Annotated in this window: 12 protein-coding genes and 1 pseudogene; 4 read left to right on the top strand and 9 right to left on the bottom strand. The window is 48.2% G+C overall.

The genetic code is table 11. The features are described from left to right. Positions 1-15: 15 nt before the first annotated feature. From JCM16496_RS11295 to JCM16496_RS24625, 3 genes are all read right to left on the bottom strand, one after another. Positions 16-3,084 (bottom strand): SusC/RagA family TonB-linked outer membrane protein, encoded by a 3,069-nt coding sequence (locus JCM16496_RS11295; protein WP_025834372.1) that lies wholly within the window; start codon positions 3,082-3,084, stop codon positions 16-18. Positions 3,085-3,236: 152 nt separating this feature from the next. Then, positions 3,237-3,905, bottom strand: a complete 669-nt coding sequence (locus JCM16496_RS24630; RefSeq protein ID WP_262482771.1) for a carboxylesterase family protein — start codon at positions 3,903-3,905, stop codon at positions 3,237-3,239. Then, positions 3,821-4,894: a carboxylesterase/lipase family protein gene (locus tag JCM16496_RS24625; RefSeq protein WP_262482770.1), complete on the bottom strand. Its 1,074-nt coding sequence runs from the start codon at positions 4,892-4,894 to the stop codon at positions 3,821-3,823. Before JCM16496_RS24625 ends, JCM16496_RS24630 begins: the two co-directional genes overlap by 85 nt. A 240-nt stretch (positions 4,895-5,134) precedes the next feature. On the opposite strand from JCM16496_RS24625, the gene JCM16496_RS23745 reads away from it, so the two are divergent. Beyond that, a complete protein-coding gene (locus tag JCM16496_RS23745; protein ID WP_244440335.1) occupies positions 5,135-5,491 on the top strand; it encodes a two-component regulator propeller domain-containing protein in 357 nt (118 codons plus the stop codon). Then, complete coding sequence (locus tag JCM16496_RS11285; protein ID WP_244440334.1) at positions 5,458-9,183, top strand: hybrid sensor histidine kinase/response regulator transcription factor; 3,726 nt, start codon at positions 5,458-5,460, stop codon at positions 9,181-9,183. The genes JCM16496_RS23745 and JCM16496_RS11285 overlap by 34 nt, the downstream gene beginning before the upstream one ends. 196 nt (positions 9,184-9,379) lie before the next feature. Here JCM16496_RS11285 and JCM16496_RS11280 read toward each other — a convergent pair whose 3' ends face one another. After that, positions 9,380-10,207, bottom strand: a complete 828-nt coding sequence (locus JCM16496_RS11280; RefSeq protein ID WP_025834370.1) for an MBL fold metallo-hydrolase — start codon at positions 10,205-10,207, stop codon at positions 9,380-9,382. 37 nt (positions 10,208-10,244) lie between these two features. Then, complete coding sequence (locus JCM16496_RS11275) at positions 10,245-11,933, bottom strand: alpha/beta hydrolase family protein (RefSeq protein ID WP_025834368.1); 1,689 nt, start codon at positions 11,931-11,933, stop codon at positions 10,245-10,247. A gap of 140 nt (positions 11,934-12,073) precedes the next feature. Between JCM16496_RS11275 and JCM16496_RS11270 the strand changes: the two genes are divergently transcribed. Beyond that, complete coding sequence (locus JCM16496_RS11270; RefSeq protein ID WP_025834366.1) at positions 12,074-12,472, top strand: hypothetical protein; 399 nt, start codon at positions 12,074-12,076, stop codon at positions 12,470-12,472. Positions 12,473-12,734: 262 nt separating this feature from the next. On the opposite strand, the gene JCM16496_RS11265 is transcribed toward JCM16496_RS11270, so the two are convergent. Continuing rightward, on the bottom strand, positions 12,735-13,439 hold the full coding sequence (locus JCM16496_RS11265) for a YgjP family zinc-dependent metalloprotease (RefSeq protein WP_025834364.1): 705 nt from the start codon (positions 13,437-13,439) through the stop codon (positions 12,735-12,737). Positions 13,440-13,827: 388 nt separating this feature from the next. Here JCM16496_RS11265 and JCM16496_RS11260 point away from each other — a divergent pair. Beyond that, positions 13,828-14,687, top strand: a pseudogene (locus tag JCM16496_RS11260) (head GIN domain-containing protein). Between the two features lie 149 nt (positions 14,688-14,836). On the opposite strand, the gene JCM16496_RS11255 reads toward JCM16496_RS11260, so the two are convergent. From JCM16496_RS11255 to JCM16496_RS11245, 3 genes are all read right to left on the bottom strand, one after another. Then, entirely contained in the window at positions 14,837-17,173 is a 2,337-nt protein-coding gene (locus tag JCM16496_RS11255) for a TonB-dependent receptor (RefSeq protein ID WP_025834362.1), read from the bottom strand. A 13-nt stretch (positions 17,174-17,186) separates the two neighbouring features. Beyond that, complete coding sequence (locus JCM16496_RS11250) at positions 17,187-17,591, bottom strand: hypothetical protein (protein WP_025834360.1); 405 nt, start codon at positions 17,589-17,591, stop codon at positions 17,187-17,189. A gap of 154 nt (positions 17,592-17,745) precedes the next feature. After that, positions 17,746-19,416 carry a LuxR C-terminal-related transcriptional regulator gene (locus JCM16496_RS11245; RefSeq protein ID WP_025834358.1) on the bottom strand — a complete coding sequence of 557 codons (1,671 nt, stop codon included), beginning with the start codon at positions 19,414-19,416 and terminating at the stop codon, positions 17,746-17,748. Between the last annotated feature and the right edge of the window lie 42 nt (positions 19,417-19,458).

The following is a 19,458-nucleotide window of genomic DNA, read 5'->3' as shown; positions in this document are numbered from 1 at the left end:
CATTAAATTTAAAAGTTAGAATTCTATATTGAAGCCAAGCACCACTTTCTTGGAAGCAGGATAACCGCCCATATCAATACCCATGCCTGTAGTAGCGTTAGCTGAAGATTCTGGGTCGAAACCGGGATATTTAGTGAAAGTGATAAAATCATCGAGTGAACAATAAAGGCGCATGTTATTGATAAACACTTTCTTCAACAATGATTTCGGCAAAGTATAACCCAACTGAATCTGCTTGATACGGAAGAAAGAAGCATCATAAACCATGGCATCCGACTGAATGTATTGGTCTATATTGTTGGCATTTGCCAAAGGCTTCGTACCGGTTGGATTGTTGGCAGACCAATGATTATCATACCAAACCTCTTTCAGGCGGTTACTTGTCTTATAATCGGGACGATAGTAACAATGAAAAATATCGTTACCTTGTGAACCAGTACCGAATATTGTCAGGTCAAGTCCCTTGTAAGCTGCCGTCAAGGTTATACCATACGTGAAGTCAGGAATAGCATCGCCAATGTAAGTCAAGTCACCTTCGTTGAGGCCGCCACTGTTATCAAGGTCTTTGAAAGTAGGATTGCCTTGCTCGTCCAAACCATTGAACTGATAGCCACGGAAATAGTACACCGGATATCCCTTCTCAAAGAAACTGAGCTGGTAAGTATGGAAAGAAGCTCCATTCAGACGAGGTTGCGAAGGGTCAAGATAAGTTACTTCATTCTTCAACGTAGCCAGGTTAGCACGAATGCTGTAGCTGAAATCCTTGATATTATCGCGCCAGCCCAGTTCAAATTCCCAACCTTTATTGCTTACGTTACCGGCATTCATCGGAGAAGTCTTTCCACCAATACTGAGAGAAGGTTTTGTATCTAAAACCAACAAATCTTTCGTCTTCTTTTCATAATAGTCCACACTGAAGGTCAAGCGGTCACGCAAAAAGCGAGCATCCAAACCAAAGTCAATCTGTTCGGAAGTTTCCCACTTCAATTCATCGTTACCCAATGAAGCAGGATTTACTCCGGTAGTAAAGCCATTGCCGCCAGTCAACGGATAAATGCCGCTGGAAGCCATATCCGTGCTATAGGCATAACCGCTCAATGCGGAAAGGCTACCGTTCTGTCCCCAGCTGGCACGCAACTTCAAGCTATTGACACTTTCCTTTACAGGCTCAAAGAACTTTTCTTCTGAAACCGTCCATCCCAAAGAGACTGCGGGGAAGTAACCCCAACGGTTCGTAACAGGCAATTGCGACATATCGGCTGCATCGGCACGCAAGGAGAATTGCGCCATGTAGCGACCCATGTAGTCATAGCTTGCACGACCGAAGTAAGACATTTTGGCAGAACGGGTCTTTTCACCATTCAGACCTTTGACTGCTGAGGAAGCAGCGTAATTCAGATAAAAGAATAACGGATTGTTCTGGAGTACGGCATGTTCGCCATCCGGGTCGAGAGACCCCTTTACATAGTCGTAAGAAGATTCCTGGAACGACATACCCAACATGGCATTGATGGTATGACCGTTGAATGTCTTCACATAATTGGCAAAGTTTTCCCACTGATAGTAAATGCTTGTAGCAGACTGACTATTGATACTTACATAGTCACGTCTTTGGGTCGAATTGCCATAGAAAGGCAGGCTTGTGTTGGCAGAGCGAGTGCCTCCCAAACGATAACCGAAACGAGAAGTAAAGGTAAAGCCTTTGATAGGTGTGAAATCCGCATAGATAGAACCATTGACATTGAATCCGCTGTTGCGACCGATGGTGCTCTTACGCATCACAGTAGGATGGTAGTTTTCACCTTCATAGAAAAGAGAAGAGGCATAATAATTGCCGTTTTCGTCCTGCAACAATGTGCTGCCCTGATTCAGGGCGTTCTGCATGTGGGCAGGCAATTTGTCCGGTGCATAAGTATCAGGAGTCAAGGGATCCATCATCAGAACGGATTGCAGGAAGCTGCCATACGCATTCTGCGTAGATACGCCACGGGTATTATACTTCTCAATCTGGTTTGTCGTACCTACCTTCAACCAAGGCTTTATGTTGTATTCGGCATTAATGGTAGCCGTCATACGTTGGTAAACATCGTCTTTCCCTTTTACAATACCGTCATTGTCCAGATAAGTCAGCGACAAATAATAATTGCCCTGCTCGCCACCTCCGGCAAAAGCCAAGTTATGCTTCATCATCAATGAATTTTCAAAGGCAATATCCAGCCAGTCCGTACTGGTCTTTCCATCCCAATTGGCTTTTATGAAATTGGGGTCGAAAGCACTGCTTTCCGACATGTAATCAACGTATTCTTCTGCATTAAGCAACTTGGGCATACGGGCAATGGATTGCGTGGAAAGCTGGAAGTCATACGTAATTTTTCCTTGTCCGGCTTTACCTTTCTTTGTTGATATAAGGATAACACCGTTACCGGCCTCAGCACCATAGATAGCAGCGGAAGCAGCATCTTTCAACACTTCCATGCTGGCAATGTCGTTGGGGTCGATACCGGCAATGCTGCTCATGCGTACACCGTCCACCACATAAAGCGGATTGGAAGCCGCATTGGACGAATAACCGCGCACACGTACCGTAGGTGAGGAACCCGGAGCGGCAGAAGTCGTAATCAACTGCACACCGGCTGTCTTACCCTGCAAGGCTTGTGAAGCATCACTGATAGTACGGTTTTGCATGTCTTCGGCCTTCACCTGCGAAATGGCTCCCGTCACGGAGCTTTTCTTCTGCACACCGTAACCTACTACCACCACTTCGTCCAGTGTCTCGCTGTCTTCTTTCAAGACAATGTTCATCACACCGGCAACGGCTTGTTTCTCTTGGGTTACGTAGCCGATGTAAGAGAAAATGATTGTCGCTCCCTGATTTACATTCAATGTATAATTACCGTCAATATCGGTAATACAACCGTTGGTAGTACCTTTCTCTACGATACTTACACCAATCATCGGTTCATTCAGGTTGTCAGTCACCTTGCCGGTCACTTTCACGGTCTGGGCTTGTGCCAGAGAGAAAGGAAGGCAGATTAAGAGAAAGAGTGCCATAGCGGCAAGTCTCTTTCGGGCTGTTTGCTTCATGATTTGTTTCATTTTAGTTAGTTTAAAATTAGATTTATAGTTACATTCATTGGTTACAAGTCAAATATATCTTGCCTTTCTTGCCAACCTTTTGGTAGCACGCCGACACCAGTATTCACTGGCTGTCAACATATTAAGACAATAAACTAAATTCAGAACCCCCGTGTCGGAAACGCCCTTACCACCTCCAGCAACTCCTTGTCGTGGTGATGCTTCACCTCACACGTATTATTGAAGAACATCGTGGCTCCTCCCTCTTCGGTATAAGCATCCCACTGGGGCAGGCCCTCTGCATTGGGATTACCGGTACGGGCGAAGTTCAGCCAAGCGCTGCTCATCTTTTCGGCCAGAGCCTGCGCTGCGGCACCGCCGCCCGTCATGGAAGCGTGGAGCACAGCATTGTTGAAGGCGAAAGGTATCTCCATGCAGTGCGTGCTACGGAACATGCCGTCGAGCACCGGAGACTCCCATGCAAACATATACATATAGACCGGAGCCCCCTGCTGCGCAGCTTTCAGTTTAGCCTGCTCCACGGCACTGGGACGGAATACGAAATCCACATCCACCAAGTCCTTGGGCTGGTAGCCGGGATAAGCTTTCTCAAAGGCAGCGAGGAAATCGTCCGTGCGGTCGCCGTAGCGCTGCTTCAGGAATTCCACGGCTTTCTCTTTGGAGATGGTGCGGAAAGCAGGCACGTAGGTGCTCATGGTGAACTCGTGCAAGGTAGTTCCTATCATCACAGGCACGTCCTTGCTCTGCGCGGGAGCCTGCGGGTCGAAAGGCTGTGCGGGCAGCACGTCTCCATCCACGGTGGCGCCCATCCGAAAATGAAGGTAGATACGCCGTCCTCTTTCTCGGCCTCAGCCTTCACCTTGGCCACTGCCTTCTCGCCGGCGGCAAGCAGCTTCTCGTAAGGCATCTGCTGCAACTCGTCTATCTGCGAGGCTTTCAAGCCCAACTCGTCCATCACGGCAGCACCGATGCGGCGCGAGTACTTGGCATCCATCGTGCGAAGCATGGAACCGCTCTGCACGATAGCCTTGTGGTAGAGTCCCTTTGCCGATGGAGTGGCAAGCAGCGTGGATACCTTTCCGCCACCGCCCGACTGCCCGAAGATGGTTACATTCTGCGCGTCACCACCGAACGCCGCTATATTCTTATTTACCCATTGAAGTGCTGCTACCAGGTCGAGCAGACCGGCATTGCCGGATTTGGCATATTTGTCACCGTAGGCAGAAAGGTCGAGGAAACCGAGGACGTTGAGGCGATGGTTCAGCGTCACCACTACCGCGTCACCTTTCTTGGCAAGGTTGAAGCCATCGTAAGAGGGCAGTTCCTGACCGCTTCCGGCAGAATAGCCTCCTCCGTGGAGCCACACCATGACAGGACGCTTCTTGCCGTCATTCAGTCCCGGAGTCCAGATGTTGACCCGCAGGCAGTCTTCGCCGGAAAATCCGTCGTCCCAATGGAAGGCGAAAGCATGCTCGTCGGCACCCCACCCTGCGCGTTTTCCCTGGGGGCAGGTGGGACCGAACATGCGGCTGCTGCGAATGCCCTCCCACTTCTCCACGGGCACGGGCGGCATGAAGCGTTCCGCCTTGGCGTAGGGAATACCTTTATATATATAAATACCGTCTTGCAAAAAACCTCCCACTTTGCCAGATTCGGTCTGGATGATGGCTGTCTCGGAGGAGGCGATGATTTCGCCCGCTGTCTGTGTGCCGGAAACTTTCACGCCTACTGTCTGTCCGCAGGAAGCAAGAAGAAGCAAGGATGCAAATACCAGCATGGATAGATGTTGTTTTTTCATGGCTACATATTAGTTTAAAGAATTAAGTTGTTCCGGTTGCAATATTACACCTATTGCGCCGGAAGGGCTGGCCGACATGTACAAAGGACTTGCCCGGAGGTTTAAAAGCGCTTGCCCATACGTTCAAACATTTGTTCTTTTGTTCAAAACATGCTGCAAAGCAACTTATATTCAATTTTTTATCCTTATTTTCGCAAACAATTCAAAAACTTCATATATGCCTTTATCTACCTCCGCACATTGTTCCACTTGCTGACCGGTATTTTAGCCGCTGTCTGTCTGCTGGCATGCGACGCTAAGGAGCCTTTGCCCGAAAACCAGAATACCGAGATCGAAAGCCCCGTCATCGCCAACGACCTCTCCAACCAAAAAGTCACCGCCATGGCCGAAGATGCACAAGGCCATATATGGATAGGTACATTCCGGGGACTGAACAAATACAACGTGCACGAATACCACCAGTACTTCTGTACTGACGACTCGCTGGGACTGCCCGACAACCAGATTACCCAACTGCTGCGCGACTCGAAGAACCGCTTCTGGGTGGCTACCGTAAATGGCGTGTGCTATATACCGATAAGGACAACTTCCAGATAATTCCCGTCGAAGCCAACAACAAGAACGTGAGGCAAATTATGGAAGACCGCAACGGTCGCATCTTTCTGAACACCGGCTTCCAACTCTATGCTTACAACCCCGAAGTAGAAAAAATAACCTGCGTGCTGCCCGACATCAGCCCCGGACATACTTTCTACGCACAATGCCACATCGACCCGGACAACAACCTCTGGGTTATGACCTCCATCAAGCTCTACCGCTACGACCTCTCCACCCTGCAACTGAAAGAATCCATCCCTCTTAACGGATATCCCTACTATTCTTATCTGCACAATAACGAGCTGTGGATAACCGGCAACCGGACCATCAACATCTTCGACACCCGTACACGCAGCTTCAAGCCGTTGCCGAATCCCATTGCCCAAAACGCCATGCTATGCAATGCCGACATCGACTATATACATCCCTACGGCAACAACTGTCTGTTGCTGAACACCGCCAAACACGGCATGTTCTACTACAACCCAGGTACCGGAAACGTGACTCGCCAAGGCGAAAACGGATTCCCCTTCAAGATGCCCCGCTTCAAAATCAGCCAGCTGTTCACCGACTCGCAACAAAACCTATGGATAGGCTCCGTGGACCAAGGATACACCGTATGCTACCATTACAAAGAACGCTTCAACAACGACAACTACCTCCGCTCCGAACTGAACAACAAATCAGTCGTCTCCCTCAGTGCCGACAAAGACAACAAGCTGTGGATATCTACGCTCATGGACGGTGTGTACATCTATGACACTCGGAACCGCAAAATCAAACACATCGACCCTGAAACGCTCTTCACACAAGAGAAACAAAAGGCAGTCTATGTGAACCAGCTGATGGTGGACAACAGCAACGCCATCTGGATGACAAGCACCAACCACGAAGTGCTGAAAGTGAGATACACCCCCGACGGACAAGTGAAAATAGAAGAACGACACCGGATTTTCCTGCCCATGTCCATCACCCAGTCACCCGACGGTACCATTTGGATAGGGACCGCCACAATCAATGTCTATGCGCTACGCCCTGGCGAAAAGGAATTCAAGGGGATGAAACTCTTTGAAGGATTCACCTTCGTTCCCGGTCTGGAGATGATAGACAATCACCGGCTACTGGCAGCAGGATTCTACCAGCCACTGAAGCAGATTAACATCGAAGACTTGACAGCCAGTCCGGTGGAGATTACGGAGGAAGACCGGAAAGCCTGCATCCGCCGCTCCGTCTTCATCCCCACCGCCCTGCACAAAGACACGTATGGAACCATCTGGATAGGGACTGTCAGCAACGGCCTGATGTGCTACCAACCCCAAACGGGCAGGATGACACCCGTACCCGGCACTTCCTGCCTCGACATATCGGGCATTGAGGAAGACCTGCAAGGCAACCTCTGGATAAGCACGCAATACGGACTGAGCAAATACGACCGCACGACAGAGCACTTCACCAACTATTACGCCGCCGACGGCATAGGCGGAAACCAGTTCTACGACCGCGCATCCTGCCGCTTGTCCGACGGGACACTGGTCTTTGGCGGCACACACGGGCTTACTTTCTTCAATCCCATCGATGTGACCATAAAGCGCAGCATCCCCTTGCTGTTCTGCGACCTGAAGATACACAACAAGCTGATACGCCCCCAACAAAGCGGACAAACCATCGAGAAACACCTCTCTTATTGCCCCGACATCCATCTAGAACACGACCAGAACAGTTTCAGCATCTCCTTCGCCGCCTTAGACTATAGCGAATTTGACCGTGTACACTATCAATATCATCTGGAAGGTTTCGACAACTACTGGATAGACGCCCGCAACAATCGAGAAGCCTACTATGCCAACCTACCCGTCGGAGAATATATCTTCCATGTCAAGATTACCAACAATGACAAAAGCATTGTAGAAGCCGAAAACTCCATCCGTATCAAAGTATATCCTGCCCCTTGGCGTACATGGTGGGCATACAGCATCTACTTCATGCTGGCAACCACCCTCGCCCTTCTCTTCCTGCGTGCCCTTTTACGCATCAGGGCAGAAAAAAAAGCTGCACGGCATGCACGACAGGAAAAAGAGCAAGAACAACGGGTTAACCGAATGAACATGAGTTTCTTTGCTAACATCTCACACGAATTCCGTACTCCCCTTACCATGATTTCCGGACCGGTAACGCAACTCTGCAACAGCTCCCGGATAGAAGGCGAGGACAAAAACCTGCTCCTCATCGTACAGCGTAGCGTAAGCCGCATGTTAAGGCTTGTCAACCAGATGATGGACTTCAACAAACTGGAGAACGACACCTTGCGCCTGCAAGTAAAACGTACCGACATCATCGCTTGCCTGCAACGGCAAGTGAGCGTCTTTCAAGTAAATGCCGGTGACAAATGCATCGACCTGAGCACCCATGGGCTGGAAGATACCTTCCTGATGTGGCTGGACGAAGACAAAGTGGAGAAAATCTTCAACAACCTGATGTCCAATGCCCTGAAGTTTACTCCCCAAGGCGGGAAAATCAACGTCAACTTCGACGTGATAAGCCGTGCCAATGCCTCGCAATCCTTCAGCCTGCAGCCGGACGATAGAGCCACACAATACATCAAAGTATCCGTAGCCAATACGGGACAGAACATCCCTGAAGACAAGATAGAGAAAATCTTCGAACGCTATTACCAGATAGGAAACCAAGCAGAAGGAACCTACAACTGGGGAACCGGCATCGGTTTATACTATGCCCGCAGCCTGGCCGTACTTCATCACGGACAACTGAAAGCCCGGCAGCCCGACGAAGGAAGCGGTGCCGTATTCACCTTCATACTGCCCGTCAACGATGCAGTGTATGCCGAGGATGAACGGACTACCGAACAAAGCAACCAATCGGAAGCCTTCCCGCTCACCTCTACCTCGCAGCTTACCGGAGACAAGGCCGACACCGACGAAAAGCAATCCAACGTACTGGTTGTGGACGACGATACCGAAGTGGCCCACTACCTGCGTATGCTCCTCTCCTCTCACTATAAGGTGATATGCCGTTTCAATGCCGACGACGCACTGAAAGCCATGCGCGAGGAAGCTCCCGACCTCATCCTCAGCGATGTGGTAATGCCGGGAAAAGATGGTTACCAACTCTGCCGGGAAATAAAGGAAGACCTGCTGCTTTGCCACCTGCCGGTGATTCTGGTAACCGCTAAAGCCACAATGGAAAACCAAGTGGAAGGACTGAATACCGGAGCCGACGCCTACGTGACCAAGCCTTTCGACCCTACCTATCTGCTGGCACTCATCAAGTCATTGCTCAAGAACCGTGAAAAAGCACGTAACATGCTTGGCAGAGCCACCCAGACGGACAAGATAGAAGAAAACATCCTTTCCCCACAAGACAATGTCTTCATGACCGAACTCTACCACCTGATGGAGAGCGAACTCTCCAACCCCGAACTGGACATTGCCCGCATGACCGAGCTGCTGAGAATATCACGCACCAAGTTCTACTATAAAGTAAAAGGACTGACCGGCGAAAACCCCAGCACCTTCTTCAAGACCTACAAGTTGAACCGTGCCGCTGAACTGATAACGGAAGGAATATACACCGTCTCGGAAATTGCGGACTTGACGGGATTCAGCACACTGTCCCACTTCTCGAAAAGCTTCAAGAAACAGTTCGGGGTGAGTCCGAGCGAATATGGCAAATAGAAGGGCGCGGCTACTTAGCCTATTATATGAGGATTATGCCTCTCAGGAATGAAGGTATAACCCTCATTCTTCTATCAACCGGTCTTTCTATGCACGAGATGCATATCTCATACAACACGAGATACACATTTCGAGACACATGAGATATACATCTCGTGCATAAAAAAGTTACGTCTTAAAATAAAGCAGGAATAGCCTACCGGACTTCCGGAATATTAGTCGAATCATATACAATCATCGCCCGGCCTTCGGTCAACTTCCTCGCAGTGGGAGGCATCTTGATGAAATAGTTGGAATAAGGTTCCGAGCCTTCCTGGTCTCCATTCATCAGCCTGTGGGAAATACATATCATCGTCTGCATATAGGCCAGCGGTAAAGAGGATTTCAGATAAGGATAATGTCCACACCAGATATTCTGGATGTGCTCTTCCTTCATGAGCTTTTCCATACGGCAACACGACTCATGAAAAGTGGCGATGGGAGACATCGGCACACACTGCAGCCATACTTCACCCGAGCCGAACGCATCACCCGAATAACAGTCTCCGTTTGCCTTGTCCAGGAGTACCACCGAGCCGGGCGTATGCCCGGGCATCCATGCCACTTCCAGCTTGCGTCCACCCAAGTCGAACACTTGTCCTTCTTCCATATAGAGGAATTCTCCTTGATAATCCGCCGCATGCTGGGGCACCAGCACCGTATCGGCCCGATGCATCCATACTTTATCGAAATACTTGATGCAGCCGGCATGGTCGGGGTGCATGTGGGTGACGATTACTTCCAGCGGTTTCCCGGTTATCTGTCCCACAATCTTATCCAAATCCGCACAACGCGTGCCGGTATCAATCAGCACGGCCTTGTCTTCGCCCTCTATCAGATACATGGTAGTATAGTCCCAAGTGGAGAATACCCAAGTCTTCTCTTTCAGCAAAGAAACTTCTACCTCTTCATTCTTGAATACCGTTTGCGCCCCCATAGCCATACAAACCAACAGCAGGACAAATATCACTAAATTTCTTTTCATGTTTTTCTTCTTTTTATAGTCCGATAGAAACTACCAATTACCGCTTACTATAAACGAGCTTCTTCGTCCGAGGGTCACGAGAGAATTGTTTCATGAAATCCCACATCAACCGTGCATCAGGCTTGAAGTTCCAATGACCGTAGTCATTCACAGCTACGACTTTAATCAGCGGAATGTCTCCCTTGTAAAGCACTCCCGCTTCCATCGTGACCCGCTTGTTGGTGGAAATCACTTCCCTATCCTTCAGTGCCATGCCGAAGGTGGCATCTTTCGAAAAGTCAGGCCGACTGCTCACCTCCATGCCGTTCATGGTCTGATAGGCAGTCCAGGCACAGAAGAAGGCATTGGTACGCCAATTGCTTTCGCTTACAAAAGGCACCACTTCGTCGTCCGTACCCGTCACAGAAAAATAAGCGGTCTCCACACTGCCCCGTTTCTGCACTGCCTCGTTCATCAACGCTTCGCCATTATAACCGAACATATACCGGTCGGGAGTCAGCCCCGCCGATTGGGCACCCACAGCGGCAAACACGTGCGACTTGCGTATACCAAGCCCCGTCGCTGTGGCAGCGCCTGCCGAAAGCCCTTCGGCATATACCCGCGAAGGATCTATCTGCGGATAGGTCTTCAACAGATGATATACCACTTGCTCGATGCCGTCCAACCCCATAGGAGCATAACCGTTGCCCTGCCACTCCAGTTCGGCAACAATGAAGTTTTCCTCAGCCGCCAACTCAATGAAGCCGGATGTCTCAGCCTGCGTACGCGGATCATTGTTGTTGCCATGCAGCAAAAGCAACAACGGCACAGAAGCCTTTTCTGCCTTCAAAGTAGCTTCCGGATGGAATTCATACCATAGGAAATCGCCCGTCCCGATAAGGTCTTTCTTCATCACACAACGAGTAATTCCCCAATCTTCAGGCATGATATACGGCTCCAGCTCATACGTACCATATTGGTCAAATTGAGCTCCCGTGTACCAGGTATGTTCGTAATTGTTGAAACGGTAGTTCTTGCAAAGCAATGTCTTCCAGGCTTCTGCAAAAGCCTCTTTCAGGGAAGTGTACTTGTTTGCACTTACCACAACTTGCTGTAACGGCTCCTTCCGGTTGGCATAACAAGCCAACCCGTTTTCTTTCCGCACCAATTCCGCCTGGTTCTGCAAGATATAGGCAGCCGCTACCTGCCGACTGTGTGTTCCGGCAATAAAAGCAGGAACAGGGGCAGCACCTTCAACCGTCTTGCCCGGTCGGCCATTCAGCGATACAATACCAGCAACAGCACCCGCATGTGCGGCAACAGTCTTATTGACAAACGTCGCTCCCTTACCTATACCGATTATCTTCAGATTAGTAAAAACACGCATCTTGTTCAGGAAACTCTTATAAGCTTCCAAATCCTTCACCACGTCATACTCCTTTCCCAAGGGATTCATCACACAAACCGTCCCCGAGTAGGTGTGAGCATAGGACGCAATACCCAATTCATCCGTCAACGCCGCCGCTTCGGAGGCATCGCACGGCTTGTCCGGATAAATCACGAAAAAAGGGGAAAAGCCGGGAAAACGTCCCTCTACACTTTTGCACGTATCACGCGTAATGTAAACTTCCTGCTCCAATCCAGGAAAACGAACAAACGGAGGAAGCCCTTCATGGGTTCCGCCAGCCCCTTTCATCTGTAGTGCAACTACAGAAAACATGAGCCAAAAAGCAAAATTCAATTTCATTGTATCTTTAACAATTTGTTTTTACGACCGCAATATTAGCAAATTGCCCTCAAAGCATTCTTTCCTATTTGTTCAAATGTTTATCCTCCGGTTCATTTTTTTTCATTACATTTGCAGTATCTCTTAAAACTAACCCGTATATGGCACATCGTCTTAATACCAACAAGCAGTTTATGATAGGCAACGGCATCCTTGCTTTCGCCGTGATTTTTGTAGTTGTCATCTTTGTCTACATGAGCATGAGGCTGCAACAACGGAAAGAAGGAGAACGCAACTTCATCGAGACATACACCATCACACTGACGAAAGGATTTGCCGGAGATTCCACTTCCATATTCATCAACGACAGCCTGCTGGTGAACCGCACCATTGCAGAAGAACCTTTCACCATCGAAGTGAAACGCTTTGCCGAACAGAGCGCACTGATGATTGTGAACAATGCAACCGAAAAGCTTTCCCTATTTGAACTAAGCGAAAAAGGAGGAGAATACCGCTTTGAGAAGGAAGGGGAAGAAGTGAAGCAGCTGGCACAGGAATAGCAGCTACTACATCAGAAGATAATCAGTTACAAAAATTTACAGTTTCCATTCCTTCAAGATAATTTCCAAAAACATCGGCAGAATGTGCTGCAAGGCAGGAGAAAACGTTTTAGTAAATCTTGGGTAACGATTTACTAAAACGTTGGTGAAGATTTAGTAAATCGTCCGGAGAGTTTTAGTAAAACAAAAAGAAGATGCTTTTACAGCCTCATTGCAGATCAAGAAAAGAAGTTACAATAGGCTCAAAAAAGAAGCGGTTCCTCTATATCTCCGTTCTGTACCTCCGAAGCTCCGCTCTCAATGCTTGTGCCTTTCCATCAGTCATCCCATCGAGCAACGCCCAAAAACGCTCCCCATGATTCATCTCGCGGGTATGCGCCAGTTCGTGCAGCAGCACGTAGTCTATCAGATGCTTGGGAAGAAGTATCAAGTAATAGGACAGATTGATATTGCCACGCGTGGAACAGCTTCCCCAACGCCCGCTGCTGGAATTTATCTTCACACTTTTATAAGGCAGATTGTGCTGCATGGAGAGCATATACAGACGGGGAGGAAGGATAATCTTCGCATTCCGGCGCAGAGCCTCTTCAATCACCTTGCGCAGCCAAGCCTGCAGATTCTCATCCGAGAAATCGGCATCAGGAGGACAGATTATCTGCATTTCCCCCAATTCCGAACGGGACAAGAACCGTTCCCGTTGTCCGCTGACCAACGTCAGTTTAAAGAACTCCGTATCAATGCGGTAATCCAAATCAATCAGCTTTCTGACCTGCTTCTGTCTGGCAGCTTTCAGACGCGGACGAAGCTGCTCGATAGCACTCTCTACCTCGGCAAGAGAAGTCCGGGGAGGCACAGTCACGTAAATTCCATCTTCCTTTGTACGGAAAGTGAGACGCCGTGCCCGGGCATTGACCCGGACAAACAAAGGGCCAAGCTCTTTATCTTCTATAATGCGGTTTACTGTCATAAATCAAAGTCTCTCTGGGGATGTTGTCAAAATTCACCACAGATTACACGGATTAACACAGAATAAGCTTAATCTACTGATAACCAAAGATGCTTATCTGTGCAAATCTGTGTAATCTGTGGTGAATACTGACCTTCAAGTTTTGCAAATGAACAAAGAATCGTCCGAAAAAGCAAGTAAATACTTAGTAAAAACGGACGGAGTGTCCGATAATGAACACTATGCAAAAGTTATTATACTTTAGTTATCAGCGACTTACACTTGTGGCACAATAATTGATTAAAGTATGATGACCGAGCGTCCTTTGAAAAAAGTATTTCTACATGCAACTTTTTCAAGGCAAATCACGTCTAACTAATAAACACTGAATCACAAAAAACAAAAGAATATGAAAGCTCTAACAACATTTATCGCAATCGCCTTATTGGCATTCAGTACAACTGCTTGTTCACAACAACACACATACCGTTCCGGAGGCTTCGGCAGCAAGACGGTCAAGGCAAGCAAAAACTATGTAACCAAAGACATAAAAGTGGACAACTTCACCAAGCTGAGTGTAGCCGGCAGCCCCGACGTGACCTACACGCAGAAGTCCGGCAAACCGTCAGTGGAAGTATACACCTCGGACAACATTGTAGACTTACTGGATATCCGTGTCAAGGACAATACCCTCTACATCGGCTTCAAGAAGAACGTCAACGTCTCCTATGACAAGCTGGAAGTACGTGTGTCCGCAGAAAAGTTGAACGGCATTGCGTGGCAGGTTCGGGAGACGTGAAACTGAAAAACGGACTGAAGACGGACAACCTCAAAATTTCCGTAGCCGGTTCGGGTGACATCAGTGGAAACAACATCTCCTGCACAGACCTCGATATTTCCATCGCAGGCTCGGGAGACATCAACAGCAGCGACATCACTTGCAATGATCTCCAAGTATCCGTTGCAGGTTCAGGTGACATGAAGCTGAACAATGTAACAGCCAACTTCACCAAAGCATCCGTTGCCGGTTCGGGCACCGCTATCCTGAGTGGCAGCACCCAAGAAGCTGAATACAGTGTAGCAGGTTCGGGTGATTTGTTTGCTTCCGATTTCGTTGCCAAGAAAGCATCTGCCAGTGTTGCCGGTTCAGGCGACATCAAGTGCCATGCCACAGATTTCCTGAAAGTACGCACCAGCGGAAGCGGCAGTGTAGGTTACAAGGGTAATCCGGAACTGGACTATCCGAAGAAAGGGCTGTATAAGCTCTAACATTGGAAAATATAGACTTTAAGATTGATGATTATAAACCTAAACTAAATTCTCTCTCAAATAATTACCTATAAAAATGACGAAGGACTCCCGCGAGGAAGTCCTTCGTTCTTTTATCACCCCACACCTCCGAAGCATGGGAACAACTATCATTTGTCTACATTCAGAATACCCGACTCATTGTCGCTGTTATTGATACGTCTGTTGGATGACTTGTAACGCTTGCCGAACTCTAAGTTATAGCTCAGCTTGATAATGGCCATTTGTCCGACCTCTTTCGCATGGCTCCACGAAGTATAGGGTGCTACTTTGCTTACCCGCTCCTTGCCCGTCTTGTAATTGTTGGTGAACGGGAACATCATCCCTACACCCAGCTGCAGGCGCTTGTGGGTATAAGTAGCTAGAATGGCAGTTTGGTTCTCACCCTTATAAATCGTTTCCCCCACCAGCTCGTTCGCCCTTTTACTGAATTGTCCCAACAGAGAGAACTGCTTATAATTGAACACAGCACCCAGATTGTAATAGAAGTCATTGTACGTATGGGTATAGGTATTGCCGTTGGACCAGTAACGTGTAAATCCACCGTCTATACTCAGTGTCAGGAAGTTCTTCAGACTACCGATGTTCAGTCCGCGGAATGTGAAAGAAGGGCCAAAGCGCAGAAACTGTGCAGAACGCTGATTCTCGTTCATCGAAACCAACTTGTCTCCCTCGGCAAACACACTCTCCATGATGATATTCTTATGATAGCCATGTGTCACATTCAGCATGAAGACGAACTTCTGCTTCATATAGGAGTAGTTCAACGTATTGTTAAAAACACTGTAAGTCTCCAATGCCGGATTACCGCGTACTATCTGGATGGTATCTATCGCCTGCTCCACATTGGTCAATGCACTAAGTGAAGGTATCTTGGGGTCGACATTGAAGCGGTAGTTGATGTTACCGTTCTTATGCGGTGCAAAGTTCAGGCGGACGGTGGGGGTAAAGGTGTAATAGGCATGGTCCTCTCCTCCTTCCTTGAAATAAGAGCGGGTCAGCCCGGCACTTACTCCATAACTCACTTTCTTGATATTTCCCTGCACCTCGGCAAAGGCTGCCGTCTTTGCCTGGTTCATTTCCGACACTACGGGCGAGGAACCGGCATACTCATTCCTGGCATACATCTGGTAGTGGCGCAGTCCGGCACTGAATACAAGGGACTTGAAGCGCTTGTCGTAGATGGCTTCGCCGATGATGGAACGTTTGTTTCCGGTCACGTCTGTTTCAATCATTGCCAGGTTATCGTTCTGGGGGGTATATTCGTTATAGAGCCGGTTGTTGTCGGTGTGCATCAGCGTACCGGTTACGCTCATCGTAAGCATCTGATTCTTTGGCAATGTACGCTGGTAATAGAGGTCGAGCGCAGGGGTATAGCTGGACTGGCTGTTCTTCAGCTTGGCAAAGATATAGCTGTCAGTATTGCCGGCATTGTAGAGCTTGTTAGACTGGTTGAGGAAGGGGGCGTCATAAATGCCGTTGCGGAATACCACGTTGAATACGTACTTGTCCTGCTCGGTCAGGTTGTAGGAGAGGTCGATGTTGTGGGTGAAGTGCTTGTTTTGGTCGTAGAGTCCCTCCTGCACGCGGTGTACGGTCTTGTTTTCCAAGACATAGGTTTCATCTATATCCGTGTACATCTTCTTGAAGTTGCGGGCAGACAGATTATAGAACAAACCCCATTGTGACTTCTTATGATTGAATTTAGCCACTACATTGTCATCGCTAAACAGCTTGTGGGGAGCGTTGGTGGCCTGTATATTGACCAGTCCGCCCGTTTCGCGGCGGCGGACAATGATGTCGACCACTGCTCCCAGACTGTTGTCGCCATACCGCTCTCCCGGATTCTCGATGAATTCTATTCTTACAATGTCTTTGGGCAGAAGGGCTGCCACTTCGGTAGCGGTAGCCACAATGCCGTTGATGCGGGTCTGCACGTTGCCACCGTTGGCTTCCAGCCCTTTGGTGAGGGCGTCTACCTTCAAGTGCGGGATGGCAAGATTCAGCATCAGGTCATACGGATTATAAGAGTTCTTCAGCGCAGTAGCCGTAGGCACTACCACCATACGGTCTACTTTCTGCGTGATGTTGCTGCCCGATACCACTACCTCGTCCAGTGATACCGACTGTTCTTTCAAGATGATATCCCCCATCTCTACAGTGCCTTGGGGATTCTTGATGACAATTTGCTCATTGACGTAGCCGATATAAGAGAGTTTCAGCAGAAAATCCGAACTGGCAGTAGTTTTCAAGGTAAATTTGCCTTTTCCATTCGTAGTACTTCCCGTAACGAATGAAGAGTCGGGCAAAGAAATCATGACTACATTGACAAATTCCACCGGTCGGTTTTGTTCGTCGATAACTGTGCCGTTTACTTTTACTGTTTGTGCTATGGCGGCAAGATTGCCTAATAGGAATACAATAGCTATAATAAGAATCTTTTTCATAAATGCCGGTGTTTTAGAGTCTGTCTTTCAAAGCTGATTTGATGATTGCCTTTATTTCTTCTGACGAGAGGGATTCTTTATTAGTCCACTCCTTGTCTCTCTCCTCCGAGATATCCAATACGGAATCACAATGTTCCGACATCAGCAGAAAGAGCATTTTCTCTGAAGTTTCACCCGACGCACTTATCACTTCATAGTGCACTTCGGCATACTTGCAAAACCTGCCGTCTACGTCACGACCGCACTTACGCTCCAGGTATCCGTAACGGAATTTCTCACCTTCGCCTAACTGCGACTTAACATATTCCTTGGTTGCCGACTTTATTTTATACTGGTCGCTTCCGGGGAAGTAACATGAAGTAAGAGATACAAGTGCGAAACACGCTGCGATTGTCATTGTTCTGAATGTACTTTTCATAAGACTTTTTGTTTTTTGATTTGATGCAAAGTTAAGGCGAAAAGTCGCTTAACTCCTACTAAATCGCACTATTAAAAGTCTTAATACTCGGTACTTAAAATTCTGATTATCAATAACAATATATTATAAAAGTCTTAATTCGGATTCTTCCGGTCTAAATGCCTCTTATGCACTCCACAATATCCTGCTTTTCGCCTGCATTTATCTTCTTTCGGATGGAAGTTTTACGCACGTAGATGGTCGCACTTGTCTGTTGGGTCACTACTCCAATTTCTTTGGTGGAGAAACCTGCACAGAGCAAGCAGCATATCTGCACTTCCTTATCGGATAAGAGTTGTCCGAATCTTTCCATCATGCAGGAGTAGAATCCGTCGTATAGTCTATCGATCACCGGATAAAGGTCCGCCCAGGCAAGCAGTCCCTCCACCGGAATCTCCTTATTGCTAATGCCTGAGATAAGTTTCAGCAATGCCTGGTTCTGTGAGGTAGGCGTATTGGCAACAAGCCGTATGATACCCAGCTGCTGCAGAAGCAACTTCTTGAAGAAAGCGTCGCTATTCTCCTCTTGGTTATCCGATGCTTTCTGGGCATCTTCCAGTAGGCGGGTCAGCGCATCAATACGTTCTTCGGCTTCGACAAGGCGTTTCCTTCTGTTGCGGATATAAAAACTCAAAGATACCAGCGCCCCGACAAGCAGAATGGCAACCAGTACAGAATACATCCGTGTCTTTTGCCGCTTGATTATCAGCTCGTAGTTCAACCGCTGAAGATTATTTTTGGTCTCCAACTGTTGCTCTATCACGCTGTTTCTATTCCTCATCTCTACTCTGACGGAGTCAGCAAACCTGCCGAAGCTGATAATATCCAAAGGTGTACCGGAAGTATAGTCCAGAACGGTTTTCAGCTGTACCAATGCACTGCGTACGGAAAAGCCTTCGGCTTTATCTCCTCCGTGATTCTGTTCATTGGCCCATGCCTGGTTCCAGTAGTAACGGGCAGAATCAAGCTGATGAAGATTAAGGAAGTTTTCGGCAAAGGTAATTTGCAGCATCACATGGCTGCCCACTGCCGGCATCAGACGTTTGACACGGCGCAGGAGGTCATTGGATTTGACGTATTCGCGGTTATTGGCAAGCGCTGTGGCATAATTCCTCATATAGTGACAAGCCGCAACGGTATCAGCAGCCGCCAACGACATATCAACGCTTCGCTCAAAATAATCGGAAGAAGAAGGATGATTGACCAATGCCATATTGAGCCCTAAATTGTAGAGCACGGAACAGTGCTCGTGGACAGACAGCCTATCGGCATATTGCAGTATCTTTTCCATCAGTCCTATCACCTGGTTGTGATCGTTCTTCAGATAGGCTATCTCCGCCTTTCCCCGATAAAAGAGCAGGAGCCAGAAGGTGTCTTTCCGGGCTTCGGCATAATTCAAGCCGTTTTCAATCGCTTCGTTCATGCGTTCCTCCTGGTTCATCCATTTGTAATAGGCGGCTTCCAGCAAATAGCTGTCGAACATGCGGGAAGAGTCTTTCCGCTCACGATAGTAGTTTATTGCACCGGGCAACAGCGAATCTTCCACCAACGACATGCCCATACGGTGACGGGCCTGCGCACAGTTCCAAATGAACTGCATCCACTCCGCTTCTGAAAAGCGGACATCCTTTTCTACAGAATTGAGCAATTTCAAGGCACTGTCCGGACGGCTCTGCAACAAGGAGTCCGCCTGCGCCAGAAGTATTTTATTGCCATTAGGGTCCTTGCAACCTATAAAGCATATAATGCCTAAAAACATTATACAGATATATAGCATGTTTCTCATAGTCTTATTATATATACATTTGAAGTGCGCAAAGTTGAGAAA

This window comes from Bacteroides rodentium JCM 16496, from assembly GCF_000614125.1.
Taxonomy (GTDB): Bacteria; Bacteroidota; Bacteroidia; order Bacteroidales; family Bacteroidaceae; genus Bacteroides; species Bacteroides rodentium.
This window is presented reverse-complemented; position numbering and strand designations above follow the sequence as displayed.